Genomic DNA, 19,516 nt, shown 5'->3' on the forward strand with positions numbered 1-19,516 from the left:
TCAGAGATCGCTCCCATGACTGAGCCACTGCGCATTGTCTTTGCCGGCACCCCGGAATTCGCCGCCGAACACCTCAAGGCCTTGCTTGACAGCTCTTACGAGATTGTCGCGGTCTACACCCAACCGGACCGTCCGGCGGGCCGTGGGCAAAAGTTGATGCCAAGCCCGGTCAAACTGCTGGCTCTGGAAAACAATATCCCGGTGCTGCAACCGCCAACCCTGCGCAACGAAGACGCCCAGGCCGAACTGGCCGCGTTGAAGCCGGACTTGCTGGTGGTGGTCGCCTACGGCCTGATCCTGCCACAAGTGGTGCTGGATATTCCGCGCCTGGGTTGCATCAACAGCCACGCCTCCCTGCTGCCACGCTGGCGCGGTGCGGCGCCGATCCAGCGCGCCGTCGAAGCCGGCGACAGTGAAAGCGGCGTGACCGTGATGCGCATGGAAGCCGGCCTCGATACCGGGCCGATGCTGCTCAAAGTCACTACGCCGATCACCGGTGAAGACACTGGCGGCAGCTTGCACGACCGTCTGGCAGAAATGGGCCCACCCGCTGTGGTCCAGGCGATTGCCGGCCTCGCCGCCGGCACGCTGGAAGGCGAGGTGCAGGACGACAGCCTCGCGACCTATGCGCACAAACTGAACAAGGACGAAGCGCGCATCGACTGGAGTCGCCCCGCGGTTGAACTGGAACGCCTGGTCCGCGCCTTCAATCCGTGGCCGATCTGCCACAGCACGCTCAATGGTGAGGCACTGAAAGTCCTGGCTGCGAGCCTGACTGAAGGGCAGGGCGCTCCCGGTGAAATCCTCGGCGCCAGCAAGGACGGCTTGATTGTCGCCTGTGGCGAACAGGCCCTGTGTCTGACCCGTATGCAATTGCCCGGTGGCAAGGCGCTGAACTTCAGCGACCTGTTCAACAGCCGTCGTGAGAAATTCGCCGTCGGCACTGTCCTCGGTCAAACGGCGGACGCTCAATGAATCCACGTCTGGCCGCCGCCAAGGCACTTGCTGCAGTTCTTAACGGAAAAGCCTCACTCAACAGTTCTCTGCCAACACAAATGGACAAGGTCGAAGACCGTGATCGCGGCTTCACCCAGGACCTGGCGTTCGGCACCGCTCGCTGGCAGCCGCGCTTGTCGGCGCTGGCGGCGAAGTTGTTACAGAAACCATTCAAGGCAGCGGATGCCGATGTCGAGGCGCTGTTGCTGGTCGGCCTCTATCAGTTGCTCTACACCCGGGTTCCGGCCCACGCCGCCATCGGCGAAACCGTCGGTTGCGCCGACAAGCTGAAAAAGCCCTGGGCCAAGGCGTTGCTGAATGCTGTTTTACGCCGCGCCCAAAGGGAAAGCGAAGCGTTGCTTGCCGAACTGGAACACGACCCGGTAGTGCGCACCGCTCACCCACGCTGGTTGCAAAAATCCCTCAAGGCCTTCTGGCCTGAACAATGGGAAGCCATTTGCGCGGCGAACAATGCGCATCCGCCGATGATTCTGCGGGTCAACCGTCGCCATCACGCGCGCGACGCCTACCTTGGGTTGCTGAGCGAAGCCGGCATCGCCGCCACACCCTGTGTTTACAGTCAGGATGGCATCATCCTCGACGCCGCAGCTGACGTGCGCAGCCTGCCGGGCTTCGCCGAAGGCTGGATCAGCGTGCAGGACGAGGCGGCGCAACTGGCGGCCGATCTGCTCGATCTGGCACCGGGGCAACGAGTGCTGGACGCTTGCTGCGCACCCGGCGGCAAGACCTGCCACATCCTTGAAGCCGAGCCAGAACTGGCCAGCGTAGTGGGCGTGGATCTGGAAGCCAAGCGCCTGGTGCGGGTGCGTGAGAACCTTGCACGCCTGGGCCTGAGCGCTGAATTGATCGCTGCCGACGGTCGCGACACCGTGACCTGGTGGGACGGCAAGCCGTTTCAACGCATTCTGTTGGATGCACCGTGCTCGGCCACCGGTGTGATCCGGCGTCACCCGGACATCAAGCTGACCCGCCAGCCCGATGATATCGCCGCATTGGCGGTGCTTCAGGGTGAGTTGCTGGACGCCATGTGGATAACGCTGGAAGTGGGCGGCATTCTGCTTTACGCCACCTGCTCCACACTGCCGACCGAGAACACCGAAGTCATCGAGGCCTTCCTCGCTCGTACACCGGGCGCCCGTGAACTGGATATCGCCAGTCAGGCCGGCATCAAGCAGCCCCATGGTCGCCAGTTGCTGGCCCAGGAAGGCGGCCACGACGGGTTCTACTACGCCAAGCTGATCAAGATCGCCGCCGCGCGCGGTTAAACGGGTTTAAGGGAGTAACTGGATGAAAATCATCATCCTCGGCGCAGGGCAGGTCGGCGGTTCGCTGGCGGAACACTTGGCCAGCGAGGCCAATGACATCACGGTAGTCGACACCGATGGCGATCGACTGCGCGACCTCGGCGACCGGCTGGACATCCGCACGGTACAAGGGCGCGGCTCGCTCCCGACCGTGCTGCGCCAGGCTGGCGCGGACGACGCCGACATGTTGGTGGCCGTGACCAACAGTGATGAAACTAACATGGTGGCCTGTCAGGTCGCCCACACCCTGTTCCACACGCCAACCAAAATCGCCCGGGTCCGCGAAGCGGCCTACCTCACGCGCAACGATCTGTTCGACAACGAAGCGATTCCGGTGGACGTATTGATCAGCCCGGAGCAAGTGGTCACCAACTACATCAAGCGCCTGATCCAGCATCCGGGTGCGTTGCAGGTGATCGATTTCGCCGAGGGCAAAGCCCAGTTGGTGGCGGTCAAGGCCTATTACGGTGGTCTATTGGTGGGCCAGCAACTGCGGCAATTGCGCGAGCACATGCCGAATGTCGAAACCCGGGTTGCGGCGATTTTCCGCCGTGACCGACCCATCCTGCCTCAGGGCGACACGGTGATCGAGGCGGACGACGAAGTCTTTTTCATCGCGGCCAAGGCGAATATTCGCGCGGTGATGAGTGAAATGCGCCGTCTCGATGAAAGCTACAAGCGCATTGTCATCGCTGGCGGCGGGCAGATCGGTGAACGCCTGGCCGAGGCCATTGAGAGCCGTTACCAGGTGAAGATCATCGAGATGAACCCGGCTCGCTGCCGTCATCTCTCGGACACCCTCGACAGCACCGTGGTGCTGCAGGGCAGCGCTTCGGATCGGGATTTGCTGCTGGAAGAGAACATCGCCGACGCCGACCTTTTTCTCGCCCTGACCAACGACGACGAGGCCAACATCATGTCGTCATTGCTGGCCAAGCGTCTGGGCGCGAAGAAGGTGATGACCATCATCAACAACCCGGCCTATGTCGATCTGATCCAGGGCGGCGACATCGACATCGCCATCAGCCCGCAACTGGCGACCATTGGCACGTTGCTGGCCCATGTGCGTCGCGGCGATATTGTTAGCGTGCACTCATTGCGCCGCGGCGCGGCGGAGGCCATCGAGGCCATTGCCCACGGCGATGCGAAGTCGAGCAAGGTCATCGGTAAATCCATCGAGAACATCGGCCTGCCGCCAGGCACCACCATCGGCGCGATCATTCGCGATGAAGAGGTGATCATCGCCCACGACGACACCGTGATCGCGGCAGGCGATCATGTGATTCTGTTCCTTGTGGATAAAAAGCATATTCGGGATGTGGAGAAGCTGTTTCATGTGGGGTTGAGCTTCTTCTGATCCTGTAGTTGCAGTGGCTGGACGGGCCTCTTCGCGGGCAAGCCCGCTCCCACAGGGATCTCGGCCGAACACAAGATATGTGTTCAATGCAAAACACTGTGGGAGCGGGCTTGCCCGCGAAACGATCTCAACAACACATAGGCATCCCTGAATAACCTCAATAAGGAATCCACCATGCTCGAATCCCTGGAAAAAATGCTCGCCAAGGGTGTGGATAACGCCTTGCTACGCTTCGGCCTCGGCAAGGGTTACCTGGATCTTGGGGAAAACGCCAAGGCCGCAGAGCATTTCCAACGCTGCGTCGAGTTCGATCCAAAGTATTCGGCAGCCTGGAAACTGTTGGGCAAGGCGCATCTGGCGCTGACGGATTATTCGGCTGCGCGCCAGGCCTGGGAACAAGGTCTGGAAGCCGCCCGCGTCCATGGCGACAAGCAGGCGGAAAAGGAAATGACGGTGTTTCTGAAGAAACTCGACCGTCAGGCGCACTGATCAGAGGTCAATACCAACGCTCTTCACCCGGCGGGCGCTTCTTGAAGCGCTTCATGCTCCACATGTATTGGCTCGGATAGGCCCGAACATAGCGTTCGACCACCTGGCTCATGGCCGCACAGGATGTCTCGGTATCGGTGCTGTACATGGCCTCTGGCGCAGCTTCGAGGATCACTTTGTAACCCGAACCGTCCGGCAGCCGCAGGGCATGCAGGAACACGCCGACCGCTTTGCCGCCTGCGAGCATGTTCGGTACGAATTTGCTGGTCAGCGCCTGGGTGGCGAAAAATGGCACGAAGATCCCGGCGGATTCGGCGGGTTCAGGGTCGGCGGGAATCCCTACTGCCCCCCCTTTGCGCACTTCCTTGATCACACTGAGAATGCCTTCCTTGGTGGATGCGGCGACCCGATTGCCCAGTTGTACCCGCTGCTTGCGCAGCAAATCATCCACCGCCCTCAACTTGGGCGGACGATAGAAAATGATCGGTTTGCATTGGCTGCAATAAAAGTGGTTCAACACTTCCCAGTTGCCCAGGTGGCTGGTGATACCGACGACGCCTTTGCCGGAGGCGAGGGCGTCCTTCAATACGTCGAGACCCTCGACTTCACGCACCAGATCGATCGAGCGCTGAGCCGGCCAGATCCAGGCGCAGGCGCTTTCGGTCAGGGACTTGCCGATATCTTTGAGGCTCGCGCCTACGAGACGTTCGCGTTCAGCGGGATCCATTTCCGGGAAGCACTTGGCGAGGTTGATCCGCACCACATCGCGGGAACGGTTGGGGATTTTCCACATGACCCAGCCAATGGCCGAGCCGACGGCCTGCACTGCCCGCCACGGGAGCAGGGCAAACAACCGCAGAGCGCCTACCAGCATGGCGCCTTTAAACTTTTCCACAGGTCACTCCTGATCTTGTGCTGTGCGCGAGGCGGCCATTCTAACCGCCGTTCACCAGAGTCGCGTAGCGATCGCAATCCCGGGTGTGGTCCATGACCATGCCCGAGGCCTGCATCAACGCGTAGCAAATGGTCGGGCCGACGAAGGTGAAACCGGCCTTTTTCAGGCCTTTGCTCATCTCCACGGCGGTCGGCGTCACGGCCGGCACTTCGGTTCGATCCTTGAAATGATTGATCACAGGCTTGCCACCGACGAACGACCATAGAAAGGCCACCGGGTCCTCCAACGCCAGCCAGGCCTGGGCATTACGCCGGGCCGCGTTGAGTTTGAGCCGATTGCGGATAATCCCCGGATCGAGCATCAATTGATCGATTTCCGCATCGCTCATCTGCGCGACGCGCTGGACGTCGAAGCCGAACAACACCTCGCGATAACGCTCGCGTTTACGCAGTACAGTGATCCAGGACAGGCCGGCCTGGAACCCTTCGAGCAAAAGCAACTCGAACAATCCCTGCGCATCGCGTAGCGGCGTACCCCACTCCTGATCGTGATAAGCCATGTATAGCGGATCTTCGGAACACCAAAAGCAGCGTGGCATAAGGCTCCAGGGGGCGTGCGCAGGACCGAATCGGGTATACTCCCGCTCTTTAAATCGCAGCCCAAGAAACAGGTGAATTTCGTGAGCCAGCCTACGCCAGCCGTGCGTACCTTCCAAGACTTGATCCTCGCCCTCCAGCAATACTGGGCCGAGCAAGGTTGCGTGGTACTTCAGCCCTACGATATGGAAGTAGGCGCCGGGACTTTCCACACTGCCACGTTCCTGCGTGCCATTGGCCCGGAAACCTGGAACGCCGCTTATGTGCAGCCCAGTCGTCGCCCGACTGACGGCCGCTACGGCGAAAACCCGAACCGTCTGCAGCACTACTACCAGTTCCAGGTAGTCCTGAAGCCGAACCCGGACAACTTCCAGGAACTGTACCTGGGCTCCCTCAAGCACGTCGGCCTGGACCCGTTGGTCCACGACATTCGCTTCGTCGAAGACAACTGGGAGTCGCCAACCCTGGGCGCCTGGGGTCTGGGCTGGGAAGTCTGGCTCAACGGCATGGAAGTGACGCAGTTCACTTACTTCCAGCAAGCGGGCGGCATCGAGTGCTACCCGGTGACCGGCGAGATCACCTACGGTCTCGAGCGCCTGGCCATGTACCTGCAAGGCGTGGACTCGGTCTACGACCTGGTCTGGGCTGACGGCCCGATGGGCAAAGTGACCTACGGCGACGTGTTCCACCAGAACGAAGTGGAGCAGTCGACCTACAACTTCGAACACGCCAACGTCGAGAAGCTGTTCGAACTGTTCGATTTCTACGAAAGCGAAGCCAAGCGCCTGATCGAACTCGAGCAGCCGCTGCCGTTGCCGAGTTATGAAATGGTGTTGAAGGCGTCCCATACCTTCAACCTGCTGGATGCGCGCCGGGCGATCTCGGTGACCGCGCGTCAGCAATACATTTTGCGCGTACGCACCCTGGCGCGTTCCGTTGCGCAAGCCTACCTGCTGGCTCGCGCCAAGCTGGGCTTCCCGATGGCGACCCCGGACCTGCGTGATGAAGTACTGGCCAAGCTGGAGGCTGCACAATGAGTGCTCAAGATTTTCTGGTTGAACTGGGCACCGAAGAACTGCCACCCAAAGCCCTGAACACCCTGGCCGACGCGTTCCTGGCCGGTATCGACAAGGGCCTGCAAGCCGCTGGCCTGAACTACGAGACCAAAACCGTCTACGCCGCACCGCGCCGTCTGGCTGTGCTGATCACCTCGCTGGCGACCCAGCAGCCGGATCGCAGCATCAACCTCGATGGCCCGCCACGCCAGGCCGCGTTCGATGCCGATGGCAACCCGACTCAAGCGGCATTGGGTTTCGCCAAGAAGTGCGGCGTCGACCTGAGCGAAATCGATCAGAGCGGCCCGAAACTGCGTTACAGCCAAAGCATCGCCGGCAAACCGACCACGAGCCTGATGCCGACCATCGTCGAAGATTCCCTGAACGACCTGCCGATTCCAAAGCGCATGCGCTGGGGCGCCCGCAAGGAAGAGTTCGTGCGTCCGACCCAGTGGCTGGTGATGTTGCTCGGTGACCAGGTCATCGATTGCACGATCCTCGCCCAGAAAGCCGGCCGCGACTCCCGGGGACATCGCTTCCATCACCCGGAAAGTGTGCGCATCACCTCGCCAGCCAACTATTTGAGCGACCTGCGAGCCGCTTATGTACTGGCCGATGCCAATGAGCGGCGCGAGCTGATCAGCAAGCGCACCGAAGAACTGGCGACGATGCAGGAAGGGACGGCGATCGTTCCACCAGCCCTGCTCGACGAAGTGACCGCACTGGTGGAATGGCCGGTGCCGCTGGTGTGCTCGTTCGAGGAACGTTTCCTCGACGTACCGCAGGAAGCGCTGATCACCACCATGCAGGACAACCAGAAGTACTTCTGCCTGTTGGACGCCGACGGCAAGTTGCTGCCACGCTTCATTACCGTGGCCAACGTCGAAAGCAAAGACCCGCAGCAGATCATCGCCGGTAACGAAAAAGTGGTTCGCCCGCGCCTGACCGACGCCGAGTTCTTCTTCAAGCAAGACAAGAAGCAGAAACTCGAAGACTTCAACCTGCGCCTGCAAAACGTGGTGTTCCAGGAAAAGCTCGGCAGCGTCTACGACAAGGCCGAGCGCATTTCCAAACTGGCTGCGTACATCGCTCAGCGCATTGGCGGTAACGCAGCCTGGGCTTCCCGCGCCGGCCTGCTGTCCAAGTGCGACCTGTCGACCGAAATGGTCGGTGAGTTCCCGGAGATGCAAGGTGTCGCCGGTTACTACTACGCCCTCAACGACGGCGAGCCCGAAGAAGTCGCCCTGGCGCTGAACGAGCAGTACATGCCCCGCGGTGCTGGCGCCGAACTGCCTACCACCTTGACCGGTGCGGCCGTGGCCATCGCTGATAAGCTCGACACCCTGGTCGGTATTTTCGGCATCGGCATGCTGCCTACCGGTAGCAAAGATCCGTACGCCTTGCGTCGTGCAGCCCTGGGCGTTTTGCGCATCCTGATCGACAAGAAGCTCGAGCTCGACCTGAACGACGCGGTGGCATTCGCTGTGAGTGCGTTCGGTACCAAGGTCAAGGCTGCCGGGCTCAATGAGTCGGTGCTGGAGTTTATCTTCGACCGTCTGCGTGCCCGTTACGAAGACGAAGGTGTCGATGTCGGGACTTATCTGTCGGTGCGTGCCCTGAAGCCGGGTTCGGCGCTGGACTTCGATCAGCGCGTCCAAGCGGTAGAGGCGTTCCGCAAATTGCCGCAAGCCGCTGCCCTGGCTGCGGTGAACAAGCGCGTTTCGAACTTGCTGAGCAAGGTAGAGGGCTCTATTCCTTCGGTCGTGGAAGCCAAGTACTTCGACAACGCCAACGAGTTCTCCCTGTATTCGGCAATCCAGCAGGCTGACCAGGCTGTCCAGCCGATGGCTGCGGCGCGTCAATACAGCGAATCCCTGGCGCGTCTGGCTGCCTTGCGCGAGCCGGTGGATGCGTTCTTCGAAGCCGTGATGGTCAATGCCGAAGATGCCAAAGTGCGCGCCAACCGCTATGCGTTGCTGGCGCGTCTGCGTGGACTGTTCCTTGGTGTCGCCGACATTTCGCTGCTGGGCTGAGGGATTGCTGTTGAAACTGCTGATTCTCGATCGGGACGGGGTGATCAATTACGACTCCGACGCTTACATCAAGTCGGTGGAGGAGTGGATTCCACTCCCCGGTTCAATCGAAGCCATCGCGCAGTTGAGCAAGGCCGGCTGGACGGTGGCCGTGGCTACCAACCAGTCGGGCATCGCTCGTGGCTATTACGACATCGCCACCCTGGACGCCATGCACGAGCGCTTGCGCTCGCTGGTGGCGGAGCAGGGCGGTGAGGTCGGGCTGATCGTCTACTGCCCGCACGGGCCTGACGACGGTTGCGATTGCCGCAAACCAAAACCGGGGATGTTGAAAACCATTGCCACGCATTACAACGTAGCGCTGACTGATATTTGGTTCGTTGGCGACACCCTTGGTGACCTGGAAGCCGCCAGAGCCGTCGATTCTCAGCCCGTTTTGGTAAAGACCGGCAAAGGCGAAAAGACGTTGGGCAAGGCGTTGCCGGTGGGCACCTTGATTTTTGACGATCTTGCGGCAATTGCCGCAGAGCTTATGCACAACTGCACTTAAATACGTCGCGTGCTTCGATTTTTTCTGACCAAGGATGAAAGGGAAGTGCGCTTTATATAGACGGGCAGAGCCCGCACGGTAAACGTCGCCATGTCGATACTGCAGGCCATCAGAACCTTCCTCTTTTACCTGCTGCTGGGCACCAGCTCTTTGCTCTGGTGCAGCCTGAGCTTTTTTATCGCACCTTTTCTGCCGTTCAAGGCGCGCTATCGCTTTATCAATGTGTACTGGTGCCACTGCGCCTTATGGCTGAGCAAGGTCTTTCTGGGTATCAGCTATGAGATCAGAGGCGCAGAGAATGTGCCTGACCAGCCCTGCGTGATTCAATCCAATCACCAGAGCACCTGGGAGACTTTCTTTCTCTCGGCCTATTTCGAGCCACTGAGCCAAGTGCTGAAGCGTGAACTGCTCTACGTTCCATTCTTCGGTTGGGCGATGGCCATGCTGCGACCGATTGCCATCGACCGCGACAACCCTAAAGCTGCGCTCAAACACGTGGCGAAGAAGGGCGATGAGCTGCTCAAAGATGGCGTATGGGTGCTGATCTTCCCGGAAGGAACGCGGGTCCCTTACGGCACCATCGGCAAATTCTCTCGGGGTGGCACCGCTTTGGCGGTCAATGCTTCGCTTCCGGTGCTCCCGATTGCGCACAACGCAGGTAAATTCTGGCCGAAAACCGGTTGGGCGAAAAAGCAGGGCGTCATCACCGTGATTATCGGTGAACCCATGTACGCCGACGGCAGCGGGCCGCGCGCCATTGCCGAGCTGAACGATCGGGTCCAGGCCTGGAACGAACAGATGCAACGGGAAATGGGCTCGCTCCCACCTGCCCCGCAAGCCCCGGCTGACAGTGATCGAATGGCTGTCTGAGATTCTGTGGATAACCTGTGTACCATTTTGCTTACAAGTGCCATATTTGAGTTGTAGCTTGATGATTTATATACATATTTCATAAACTCATAAAATTCCGAAAATGGTGCATAAGTTTTTTTTGGGCGCAAAAAAACCGGCTGATATAGCCGGTTTTTTTCGGTCTGAACCAGACGTGTTTCAGTCCTTTAACAGGGGAAAATGCAACCTGAAGCGTGTGCCTTGACCCACCACACTTTGGCACTCGATCCTTGCGCCATGTCGATCTATCACCGCCTTCACCATCGACAGGCCCAAACCCACGCCATCGATGCCTTGGGCTGAAGAAAGACGCCGATACTGGCTGAACAGTTCGGGCAATTCCTCTGCAGCAATGCCTTTACCTTGATCAACGATCTCGCACGTCAGCCAGCCTTCAGCGCAATTGACTTGCACAATGATTCGAGTGCCGCAGCCGCTGTACTTGATTGCGTTCTCCAGCAGATTGAACAACGCTCGGGTCAGCAGCGCCTGATCGGCCATGATCAAGCTTTCCTGCGCTACATCATCCAGGTGATGGACCATTTCGATCTGCTTCAACTGCGCAATGGTCAATGTTTGATCGAACACATCCAGCACCATCATCGCAAACAGGCTCGGCTGAAACTGATAAGCCTCTGACTCGGCCTTGGCCAATTGTACGAAACCGTCAGTCAATTCCAGGGCTCGACGCACCTGGCACTCGATCTGGTCGAACAGATACGTGTCCCCGACGGATTGATGTCGGTGCACGTCGAGCAGGGCGAGAATCGCCGAGTGAGGCGCCCGCAGATCATGGGACAAGAAGCGCAACAGTACGCCACGCTGCTCCTCGGCATCACGCTCAACGCTGAGGTCGGTCAGGCTCAATAACCAGCCGATAGGCGTTTCTCCGTCCACTGGCAGCAAAGCAGCGCGCTCCAGACGCAGACTGCGTTCCTTGACGTCCCTGAACTCCACCAGCGGCAAAGTCGATAAGAGCGGCCGAGGGCCTTCGACCAGTTCCGGATAGCCAAGTTTGGCCAATTGCTCCAGAACGTCATCGCCCACCAGATCGGCGCCGAACAGATCCCTGGCCTTACGGTTACCCAGCAAAATCCGGCCATGGGGATCACTGATCAAGGTGGCGACAGGCAAACACTCCAGGCCATCGGCGATAAAACGACGGGTATCCCGGGTCCGACCCATCGCTTGTTCCAGAGCCATGATCTGACCCTGTAAATGGTCTCCAGTCGGAAAGTGTGCACGACGGCGCTCCGGAAAGACCTTTGGCTCGCTATCCAACCGCGCCAGCTCCCATCCAAAATAGGTCAGTACCACACTCAAGCGCCGCCAGCTCCAGATCAGGTAACCGAACAGCATGCCCAACAGACTCGCTGTAGGGGACCACCACCAGCCCAGTCTCGCTAATCCTGCGCTCGCCAGCAGTGCACAACTCATGCCCGCCAAGGTCAACCAGAGCGCCAGTCTCGGACGTAGCAATAACAAACCCAAGACACAGGCGACCAGGCAAACAGAGAACAACGCGCCCCACGCACCCGACCCATTTCGATGGCTGGTCTCGGCATTGAATGAAAGAAGGCCCGTCAGGGGTAACAAAAGCAAGCTTATCCACAGCCATTCGCGGACCAATTGCCGGAACAACCTTTGAACCTGAGTCGGCTCGCGACTTTCCCGGCGGCGCTCATAATTCATAGGCAATACTGACGTAAGGGTTGTAGGGAATTTGGTTCATGGGTCACAGTTTTCAGGGAAGGGCGCTTGAAGAATCATAGCGGACGCGACCAATGGGAAGCTGCTTACTTACACTCTTCAGCCGAACGTCTATTGTCAAATAACATGCTGGCCGCCAAAGGAATAACGTACATGCGTGTCGCGATACTGGATGATGAACCGGCAGAACTGCGCAGGGTTGAACAGACCTTGCGGCAAATGGCCGAGCCGGGTGAGCCTGCCTGGTCACTGCACAGCTTCGAGCAGGGAGAGGACCTGTTACGCCATTTGCGACGGGAAACGTTCGACCTGCTGATCCTCGACTGGCAGTTGCCAGGCTTCAGCGGCCTGTCTCTGTTGCGCTGGACCCGCGAGCACATGGACGCACCACCCGCCGCGATCATGCTGACCAGCCGCGACGCTGAAAGTGATATCGTCCAGGCGTTGAATGCAGGCGCCGACGATTACGTCAGCAAGCCGTTTCGACCCAATGAACTGAAAGCCAGAGTGGCTGCAGTGTTACGCCGGCATAGCCTGCAACGTGCGGCAGCCACCGAAGTACTGAGTTTCAATGACCTGGTGTTCGACGATGCCGAATTGACTGTTAACCGCGCCGGAAAACCTATCGGGATGACTGAGCGGGAATATCGACTGGCGCGTTGCCTGTTCAGTAACCTGGGACGACCGCTGTCTCGGGATTATCTCTATGAGCGGTTCTGGAGCCATGAAGAGATGGTGTCTTCCCGACCTCTGGACACCCACATCTATCGGCTGCGCAACAAGCTTGGGCTGACGGCTGATCGCGGTTGGCAACTGCTGACGATTTACGGGTACGGGTATCGACTGGAAAGTGTGGGGGCGGCAAGCGAATGAATCAAAAGATCGCAGCCTTCGGCAACTCATTTGAAACGCGATTACCTGAGCTGCGAAGGCTGCGATCTGTAATCAGACAAACATTTCGACGGGCAAATAAAAAGGCCAACGCGTGAACGTTGGCCTTATTTGGCAAGTACGCTGGATCAGAAATCCAGGTTGGATACCGCCAGGGCGTTGCTTTCGATGAAGTCACGACGTGGTTCGACCGCATCACCCATCAGGGTGTTGAAGATCTGATCCGCGCCAATGGCATCTTCGATGGTCACTTTGAGCATCCGGCGCTGGCTTGGGTCCATGGTGGTTTCCCACAGCTGATCCGGGTTCATTTCACCCAGACCTTTGTATCGCTGGATGGTGTGACGCTTGGTGCTTTCAGCCATCAGCCATTCAAGGGCTTCCTTGAACTCGGTGACCGGCTTCTTGCGCTCGCCACGCTGGATATACGCACCGTCGTCCAGCAAGGTGCTCAGTTGAGCGCCCAGAGAAACAACCGTCTTGTAATCGTTACTGCCGAAGAAGTCGCGGTTGAACGTGACGTAGTTCGACAGGCCGTGGGAGATCAGTTCGACCTCAGGCAGCCAGACGTTACGTTCACGGTCTTCACGCAAGCTGGCTTTGTAGACCAGGCCAGACTTCTCGACGGTGCGCAGGCGAACTTCGTACTGGGCCAGCCAATCCTGCATGGCGGCATGATCGGACAGTTGCTCCATGCTCACTGCTGGCAGGTAGATGAAGTGCTCGGTCAGTTCCTGTGGGTACAGGCGCGACAGACGCTTGAGGGTCTTCATCACCAGACGGAAGTCATTCACCAGACGCTCAAGAGCCGGTCCGGAAATACCCGGAGCTTCCTCGTTCAAGTGCAGGCTCGCATCTTCCAGGGCCGACTGCGTCATGTACTCTTCCATGGCGTCGTCGTCTTTGATGTATTGCTCTTGCTTGCCTTTCTTGACCTTGTACAGCGGCGGCTGGGCGATGTAGATGTAGCCGCGCTCGATCAGCTCCGGCAACTGACGGAAGAAGAAGGTCAGCAGCAGGGTACGGATGTGCGAACCGTCGACGTCAGCATCGGTCATGATGATGATGTTGTGGTAACGCAGCTTCGCGATGTTGTACTCATCGCGGCCGATGCCGCAGCCCAGCGCAGTGATCAAGGTGCCCACTTCTTGCGAAGAGATCATCTTGTCGAAGCGCGCCTTCTCAACGTTGAGGATCTTGCCCTTCAATGGCAGGATAGCCTGGGTCCGACGATTGCGTCCCTGCTTGGCGGAGCCGCCAGCAGAGTCACCTTCCACGAGGTACAGTTCGGAAAGGGCAGGGTCTTTTTCCTGGCAGTCAGCCAGTTTGCCCGGCAGGCCAGCGATATCCAGCGCGCCTTTGCGACGGGTCATCTCACGGGCTTTACGCGCCGCTTCACGAGCGCGAGCCGCGTCGATCATCTTGCCGACGACCAGCTTGGCTTCGTTCGGGTTTTCCAGCAGGAAGTCGGAGAAGTACTTGCCCATTTCCTGTTCGACCGCGGTCTTCACTTCGGAAGAAACCAGCTTGTCTTTGGTCTGGGAGCTGAACTTCGGATCCGGCACTTTTACCGAGATGATCGCGGTCAGACCTTCACGGGCATCGTCGCCGGTGGTCGCGACTTTGTGCTTCTTCGCCAGGCCTTCTGCTTCGATGTAGGTGTTCAGGTTACGCGTCAGGGCCGAACGGAAGCCCACCAGGTGAGTACCGCCGTCGCGCTGCGGAATGTTGTTGGTGAAGCACAACAAGTTCTCGTTGAAGCTGTCGTTCCACTGCAGGGCGATTTCCACGCCGATGCCGTCTTCACGCTGGATGTTGAAGTGGAACACCTGGTTGACCGGGGTCTTGTTGGTGTTCAGGTATTCAACGAACGCACGCAGGCCGCCTTCGTACTTGAACAGTTCTTCCTTGCCGCTACGCTCGTCCTTGAGGACGATGCCGACACCGGAGTTGAGGAAGGACAGTTCACGAATACGCTTGGCCAGGATGTCCCAGCTGAAGTGGATGTTCTTGAACGTCAGGTCGGACGGTTTGAAGTGGATCTGGGTGCCGGTGGTTTCACTCTCACCGACGATTTTCATCGGTTCTTTTGGAACACCGTGAATGTAGGTCTGTTCCCAGATCTTGCCGCTGCGGCGAACGGTCAAGACCAGCTCTTCGGACAGGGCGTTCACAACCGACACACCTACACCGTGCAGGCCGCCGGATACTTTGTAAGAGTTGTCATCGAACTTACCGCCGGCGTGCAGTACGGTCATGATGACCTCGGCTGCCGAAACGCCTTCTTCTTTGTGCACGTCCACCGGGATGCCACGACCGTTGTCGCGAACGGTGATGGATTCGTCCGGGTGAATAATGATGCTGATGTCGTCGCAGTGGCCGGCGAGAGCTTCGTCGATCGAGTTATCGACCACTTCGAACACCATGTGGTGCAGACCGCTGCCATCGTCGGTGTCACCAATGTACATACCGGGACGTTTGCGTACGGCATCCAGGCCTTTCAGCACTTTAATGCTCGTTGAGTCGTACGTATTTTCTTCGCTCAATGCCTTCACTCCCGATGGTCGTGGGTCTGGGTGATACGGCCCTGTTCCACGTGGAACAAAGCGACTGGCGTTTCCGTCTGCCAGCCTTCCCTCAATAATTCGTGATCTACACAGGTGATAAAGACCTGGCAGCGTAAGTCTTCCAGCAAGCGGCAAAGCGCGCGACGGTGGTGCTCGTCCAATTCGGACGGCAGGTCATCCACCAGATAAATACACTGACCGCGTCGGGCCTGGCTGACCAAGTGCCCTTGGGCAATCCGCAATGCACAGACCACCAACTTCTGCTGACCGCGGGACAAGATGTCTGCGGCGTTATGGGCGCCCAATCGAAGGCGCAAATCAGCGCGTTGTGGTCCGGCTTGGGTATGACCCATTTGCTGATCCCGTTGAAGGGATCCGGCGAGTACGGCACTCAGCTCACGGTCTTTATCCCAACCTCGGTAATAGCTGAGCGTTAAGCCCTCAAGCTCAACCAGTTCGCTCAAGGTCTGTTCAAAGACTGGTTTCAAGGCTTTGATATAAGCGCGGCGGTATTCATCAATTTCAGCGCTGGCCTGGCACAGTTCCCTGTCCCAAACCGCTTGCGAAACGGCGTCAAGTGTACCATGCCGCAGCCAAGAGTTTCTCTGGCGCAGGGCCTTCTGCAAGCGCTGCCAAGTGGACATGAAGCGCGGTTCCACGTGGAACACTCCCCAGTCGAGAAACTGCCTCCGAATCTTCGGCGCCCCCTCCAACAGCCGGAAGCTGTCGGGGTTGATCAGCTGCAACGGCAGGATCTCCGCCAGCTGCGCCGCGCTGCGGGCGTTCTGTCCATCGATACGGATCTGGAACTCACCTTGCCGGTCGCGAGAGATGCCCAAAGCACTGTGCCCGCCCTCGGCCAACTCCACCTGCCCAAACACCGTGCAAGCGAGCTGCTCATACTGGATGACCGGTAATAAACGGCTGCTACGAAACGAACGGGCAAGCCCCAGCAGGTGAATGGCTTCCAGAACACTGGTTTTGCCGCTGCCGTTGGCGCCGTAAAGAATGTTGATTCGGGGAGAGGGGGAGAAGGTCACCGGGTGCAGATTGCGCACCGCGGTGACCGAGACGCGACTTAAGGACATCTAGCTTCTGCTGAGCATGATTACAGACGCATCGGCATGACAACGTAGGCCGAGTCGTCGTTGTCGGACTCTTGCACCAGCGCGCTGCTGTTGGAGTCGGACAGGATCAGTCGAACTTGCTCAGTGGTCATCACGCCCAGCACGTCGAGCAGATAGCTCACGTTGAAGCCGATTTCCAGGGGGCCGCCGTTGTACTCAACACCCACTTCTTCTTCCGCTTCTTCCTGCTCCGGGTTGTTGGCCTGGATCTTTAGCTGGCCATTAGCCAGTTGCAGGCGAATACCACGGTACTTCTCGTTGGACAGAATCGCGGTGCGGCTGAAGGCTTCACGCAGGGCCTGACGATCACCCAGCACCAGCTTGTCGCCGCCTTTGGGCAGAACGCGCTCGTAGTCAGGGAATTTGCCGTCGACCAGTTTTGAGGTGAAGGTAAACTCGCCGGTGGTGGCGCGGATGTGGTGTTGACCCAGGACGATGCTGACGATGCCGTCCGGTTCGGTCAGCAAGCGCGCCAGCTCAAGGATACCCTTGCGCGGTACGATGACCTGATGACGATCCGGTTGACCGATATCGGCCTGCATCGAGCACATTGCCAGACGGTGGCCATCAGTGGCCACGGCGCGGATGATCCCGGCCGAGACCTCCAGCAGCATGCCGTTCAGATAGTAACGCACGTCCTGCTGGGCCATGGCAAAGCTGGTGCGTTCGATCAGGCGACGCAATTTGCTTTGCTCCAGGCTGCAGGTCAGCGAGCCAGGGCCTTCTTCCACCGTCGGGAAATCGTTGGCCGGCAGCGTCGACAAGGTAAAGCGGCTACGGCCGGCCTTTACCACAAGCTTCTGCTCGTCGAGCTTAATGTCGATCAGCGCGTCGTTCGGCAAGCTTTTGCAGATGTCCATCAGCTTGCGCGCAGGCACAGTGATGGAACCCGGATCGGCAGGTTCTTCGAGTGTTACACGACCGACCAGCTCGACTTCCAGGTCGGTACCGGTCAGCGACAGTTGCTGGCCTTCGACAACCAGCAGCACGTTGGAAAGCACCGGCAAGGTCTGTCGGCGCTCGACGACGCCTGCGACCAGTTGCAGGGGTTTCAACAGGGCTTCGCGTTGAATGGTGAAATGCATGGTCTAGTCCCTTGCCTTAATAAGCTGCGCTGGTGTTCATCAAGTGGTCAGTGTACGCAGCAGGTTCTTGTAGTCCTCGCGGATGTCCGCGTCGGATTCCTTGAGTTCGTTGATCTTGCGGCAGGCGTGCAAAACAGTCGTGTGATCGCGACCACCAAACACGTCGCCGATTTCCGGCAGGCTGTGGTTAGTCAACTCTTTGGACAACGCCATGGCAACCTGACGCGGACGAGCGACCGAGCGTGAACGACGCTTGGACAGCAGGTCGGAGATCTTGATCTTGTAGTACTCGGCGACGGTGCGCTGAATGTTATCCACAGAGACCAGTTTGTCTTGCAGCGCCAACAGATCTTTCAGGGATTCGCGAATCAGCTCGATGGTGATGTCGCGGCCCATGAAGTGCGAGTGGGCGATCACGCGTTTAAGCGCGCCTTCCAGTTCGCGGACGTTGGAGCGAATACGCTGGGCTATGAAGAACGCCGCGTCGTGTGGCAGATCGACTTTGGCCTGATCGGCCTTTTTCATCAGGATCGCTACGCGGGTTTCCAGCTCCGGCGGCTCGACGGCCACCGTCAAGCCCCAGCCGAAGCGGGACTTGAGACGCTCTTCGAGGCCTTCGATTTCTTTAGGATAGCGGTCACTGGTAAGAATGACCTGCTGCCCGCCTTCAAGCAGGGCATTGAAGGTGTGGAAAAACTCTTCCTGGGAACGTTCCTTGCGGGCGAAGAACTGAATGTCATCGATCAACAGCGCGTCCACCGAACGGTAGAAGCGCTTGAATTCGTTGATCGCGTTCAATTGCAGCGCCTTGACCATGTCGGCCACGAAACGCTCGGAATGCAGGTACACGACCTTGGCATTCGGGTTCTTCTTTAATAGGTGGTTACCCACAGCGTGCATCAAGTGGGTTTTACCCAGGCCAACGCCACCATAAAGGAAGAGCGGGTTGTAACCGTGCTTGGGGTTATCCGCTACTTGCCAGGCCGCTGCCCGGGCCAGTTGGTTGGACTTACCTTCGACGAAGTTCTCGAAAGTAAAGGTGCGGTTCAGGTAGCTGGTGTGCTTGAGCGCGCCTTCGACCTGCACCGTGCGCTGTTCGGAGCGCACCGGGGCCTGTTGAGAACTCGCACCCGCCATCGGGTCGAAACTGTCGCGGGATGGTTCTTCACTGACTTCGGCAACTTTCTGCGTCGATCGCTTGGTCGGCATGGCTGCCGGGGCGGGGGCCGGAGCGCTGACAGGCGCTTGAGCCGCCTGTGCCTGGGACGCGGCAGCAGCCAGTGGCGCATTAGGAGCGGCACGTGGAGCTGAACTGCGCTTGCTGCCTATTAATAGGGAGAGCGCAGGCGCCATGCCATTGCCATGCTCATCCAGCAGTTCGAGGACGCGGCCCAGGTACTTTTCGTTAACCCAGTCGAGAACAAAACGATTCGGTGCGTAGACACGCAACTCGTCGCCTTCGGCTTCGACCTGTAGTGGACGGATCCAAGTGTTGAATTGTTGGGCTGGCAGCTCATCGCGCAAAAGCTCCACGCACTGCTGCCATAGTTCCACTGACACGGATATCCCCTAAGTTGAAAGCCGGTGAGGCAAAAACAAGCGGCCATTGTAGCGACCAGACGCCTACTTATCCACACGTAGGTTGTGCGCTGCCGAATAAGAATCAAGGTTTTACACGTAAAAAATACGACCAATGGTCTGTGCATAAGCCTTGTGGATAACCCCCCGTAAGGTCGTTGTACAAGTGGGGGCGAAACCCGGTGGATAACCAGCCTGTGGATAACAGCACCTTTCACCCACAGCTTATCCGACAGCGCAGCACAGGCTGACCACCGTTTTCCCCTGTGGTTGTCATTCTCTGTACAGCACGGAATAGAAGGGCTAAAGCCAGTTATCCACAGATGATCGTGGGCCTAGCTTTTATAAGCTTTACAGAAAAGCTTTAAATA

At 58.6% G+C, this 19,516-nt stretch carries 16 protein-coding genes; 9 read left to right on the plus strand and 7 right to left on the minus strand.

Annotated features, from left to right (window positions below):
• Positions 1 to 15: 15 nt before the first annotated feature.
• The 4 genes from fmt to F8N80_RS08865 all read left to right on the plus strand — a co-directional run bounded on the left by fmt (position 16) and on the right by F8N80_RS08865 (position 4,167).
• Complete coding sequence (gene fmt, locus F8N80_RS08850; RefSeq protein ID WP_150746260.1) at positions 16 to 975, plus strand: methionyl-tRNA formyltransferase; 960 nt, start codon at positions 16 to 18, stop codon at positions 973 to 975.
• Positions 972 to 2,282 carry a 16S rRNA (cytosine(967)-C(5))-methyltransferase RsmB gene (rsmB, locus tag F8N80_RS08855; RefSeq protein ID WP_150783705.1) on the plus strand — a complete coding sequence of 437 codons (1,311 nt, stop codon included), beginning with the start codon at positions 972 to 974 and terminating at the stop codon, positions 2,280 to 2,282. Before fmt ends, rsmB begins: the two co-directional genes overlap by 4 nt.
• A 22-nt stretch (positions 2,283 to 2,304) precedes the next feature.
• Positions 2,305 to 3,678: a Trk system potassium transporter TrkA gene (gene trkA, locus F8N80_RS08860; protein WP_150746258.1), complete on the plus strand. Its 1,374-nt coding sequence runs from the start codon at positions 2,305 to 2,307 to the stop codon at positions 3,676 to 3,678.
• Positions 3,679 to 3,852: 174 nt separating this feature from the next.
• Positions 3,853 to 4,167 (plus strand): tetratricopeptide repeat protein, encoded by a 315-nt coding sequence (locus F8N80_RS08865; protein WP_150783706.1) that lies wholly within the window; start codon positions 3,853 to 3,855, stop codon positions 4,165 to 4,167.
• 7 nt (positions 4,168 to 4,174) lie between these two features.
• Here the strand turns inward: F8N80_RS08865 and F8N80_RS08870 are convergent, their stop codons facing one another.
• On the minus strand, positions 4,175 to 5,062 hold the full coding sequence (locus F8N80_RS08870; RefSeq protein WP_150783707.1) for a lysophospholipid acyltransferase: 888 nt from the start codon (positions 5,060 to 5,062) through the stop codon (positions 4,175 to 4,177).
• A 40-nt stretch (positions 5,063 to 5,102) separates the two neighbouring features.
• The gene (tag, locus tag F8N80_RS08875; protein ID WP_150746255.1) at positions 5,103 to 5,660 is read right to left on the minus strand and encodes a DNA-3-methyladenine glycosylase I; all 558 of its coding nucleotides are present in this window, start codon (positions 5,658 to 5,660) and stop codon (positions 5,103 to 5,105) included.
• Between the two features lie 81 nt (positions 5,661 to 5,741).
• Between tag and glyQ the strand changes: the two genes are divergently transcribed.
• The 4 genes from glyQ to F8N80_RS08895 all read left to right on the plus strand — a co-directional run bounded on the left by glyQ (position 5,742) and on the right by F8N80_RS08895 (position 10,166).
• A complete protein-coding gene (gene glyQ / locus F8N80_RS08880) occupies positions 5,742 to 6,695 on the plus strand; it encodes a glycine--tRNA ligase subunit alpha (RefSeq protein ID WP_064680830.1) in 954 nt (317 codons plus the stop codon).
• On the plus strand, positions 6,692 to 8,746 hold the full coding sequence (gene glyS / locus F8N80_RS08885) for a glycine--tRNA ligase subunit beta (RefSeq protein WP_150746254.1): 2,055 nt from the start codon (positions 6,692 to 6,694) through the stop codon (positions 8,744 to 8,746). The genes glyQ and glyS overlap by 4 nt, the downstream gene beginning before the upstream one ends.
• 4 nt (positions 8,747 to 8,750) lie before the next feature.
• Entirely contained in the window at positions 8,751 to 9,296 is a 546-nt protein-coding gene (gmhB, locus tag F8N80_RS08890) for a D-glycero-beta-D-manno-heptose 1,7-bisphosphate 7-phosphatase (RefSeq protein ID WP_191632889.1), read from the plus strand.
• 90 nt (positions 9,297 to 9,386) lie between these two features.
• Positions 9,387 to 10,166 carry a lysophospholipid acyltransferase family protein gene (locus tag F8N80_RS08895; RefSeq protein ID WP_150746252.1) on the plus strand — a complete coding sequence of 260 codons (780 nt, stop codon included), beginning with the start codon at positions 9,387 to 9,389 and terminating at the stop codon, positions 10,164 to 10,166.
• A 180-nt stretch (positions 10,167 to 10,346) separates the two neighbouring features.
• On the opposite strand, the gene F8N80_RS08900 is transcribed toward F8N80_RS08895, so the two are convergent.
• Entirely contained in the window at positions 10,347 to 11,879 is a 1,533-nt protein-coding gene (locus F8N80_RS08900; RefSeq protein ID WP_150783709.1) for a sensor histidine kinase, read from the minus strand.
• Between the two features lie 171 nt (positions 11,880 to 12,050).
• Between F8N80_RS08900 and F8N80_RS08905 the strand changes: the two genes are divergently transcribed.
• Positions 12,051 to 12,770: a response regulator transcription factor gene (locus F8N80_RS08905; protein ID WP_150746250.1), complete on the plus strand. Its 720-nt coding sequence runs from the start codon at positions 12,051 to 12,053 to the stop codon at positions 12,768 to 12,770.
• Between the two features lie 146 nt (positions 12,771 to 12,916).
• Here the strand turns inward: F8N80_RS08905 and gyrB are convergent, their stop codons facing one another.
• The 4 genes from gyrB to dnaA are packed head-to-tail and all read right to left on the minus strand — an operon-like array spanning position 12,917 to position 19,127.
• Complete coding sequence (gene gyrB, locus F8N80_RS08910) at positions 12,917 to 15,334, minus strand: DNA topoisomerase (ATP-hydrolyzing) subunit B (RefSeq protein WP_150746249.1); 2,418 nt, start codon at positions 15,332 to 15,334, stop codon at positions 12,917 to 12,919.
• Positions 15,335 to 15,339: 5 nt separating this feature from the next.
• On the minus strand, positions 15,340 to 16,443 hold the full coding sequence (gene recF / locus F8N80_RS08915) for a DNA replication/repair protein RecF (protein ID WP_008007898.1): 1,104 nt from the start codon (positions 16,441 to 16,443) through the stop codon (positions 15,340 to 15,342).
• 20 nt (positions 16,444 to 16,463) lie between these two features.
• Positions 16,464 to 17,567 (minus strand): DNA polymerase III subunit beta, encoded by a 1,104-nt coding sequence (gene dnaN, locus F8N80_RS08920; protein WP_150746248.1) that lies wholly within the window; start codon positions 17,565 to 17,567, stop codon positions 16,464 to 16,466.
• Between the two features lie 39 nt (positions 17,568 to 17,606).
• Entirely contained in the window at positions 17,607 to 19,127 is a 1,521-nt protein-coding gene (gene dnaA / locus F8N80_RS08925; protein WP_150746247.1) for a chromosomal replication initiator protein DnaA, read from the minus strand.
• Between the last annotated feature and the right edge of the window lie 389 nt (positions 19,128 to 19,516).

It is taken from the genome of Pseudomonas fluorescens (assembly GCF_902497995.1).
Classification (GTDB): domain Bacteria; phylum Pseudomonadota; class Gammaproteobacteria; order Pseudomonadales; family Pseudomonadaceae; genus Aquipseudomonas; species Aquipseudomonas fluorescens_BK.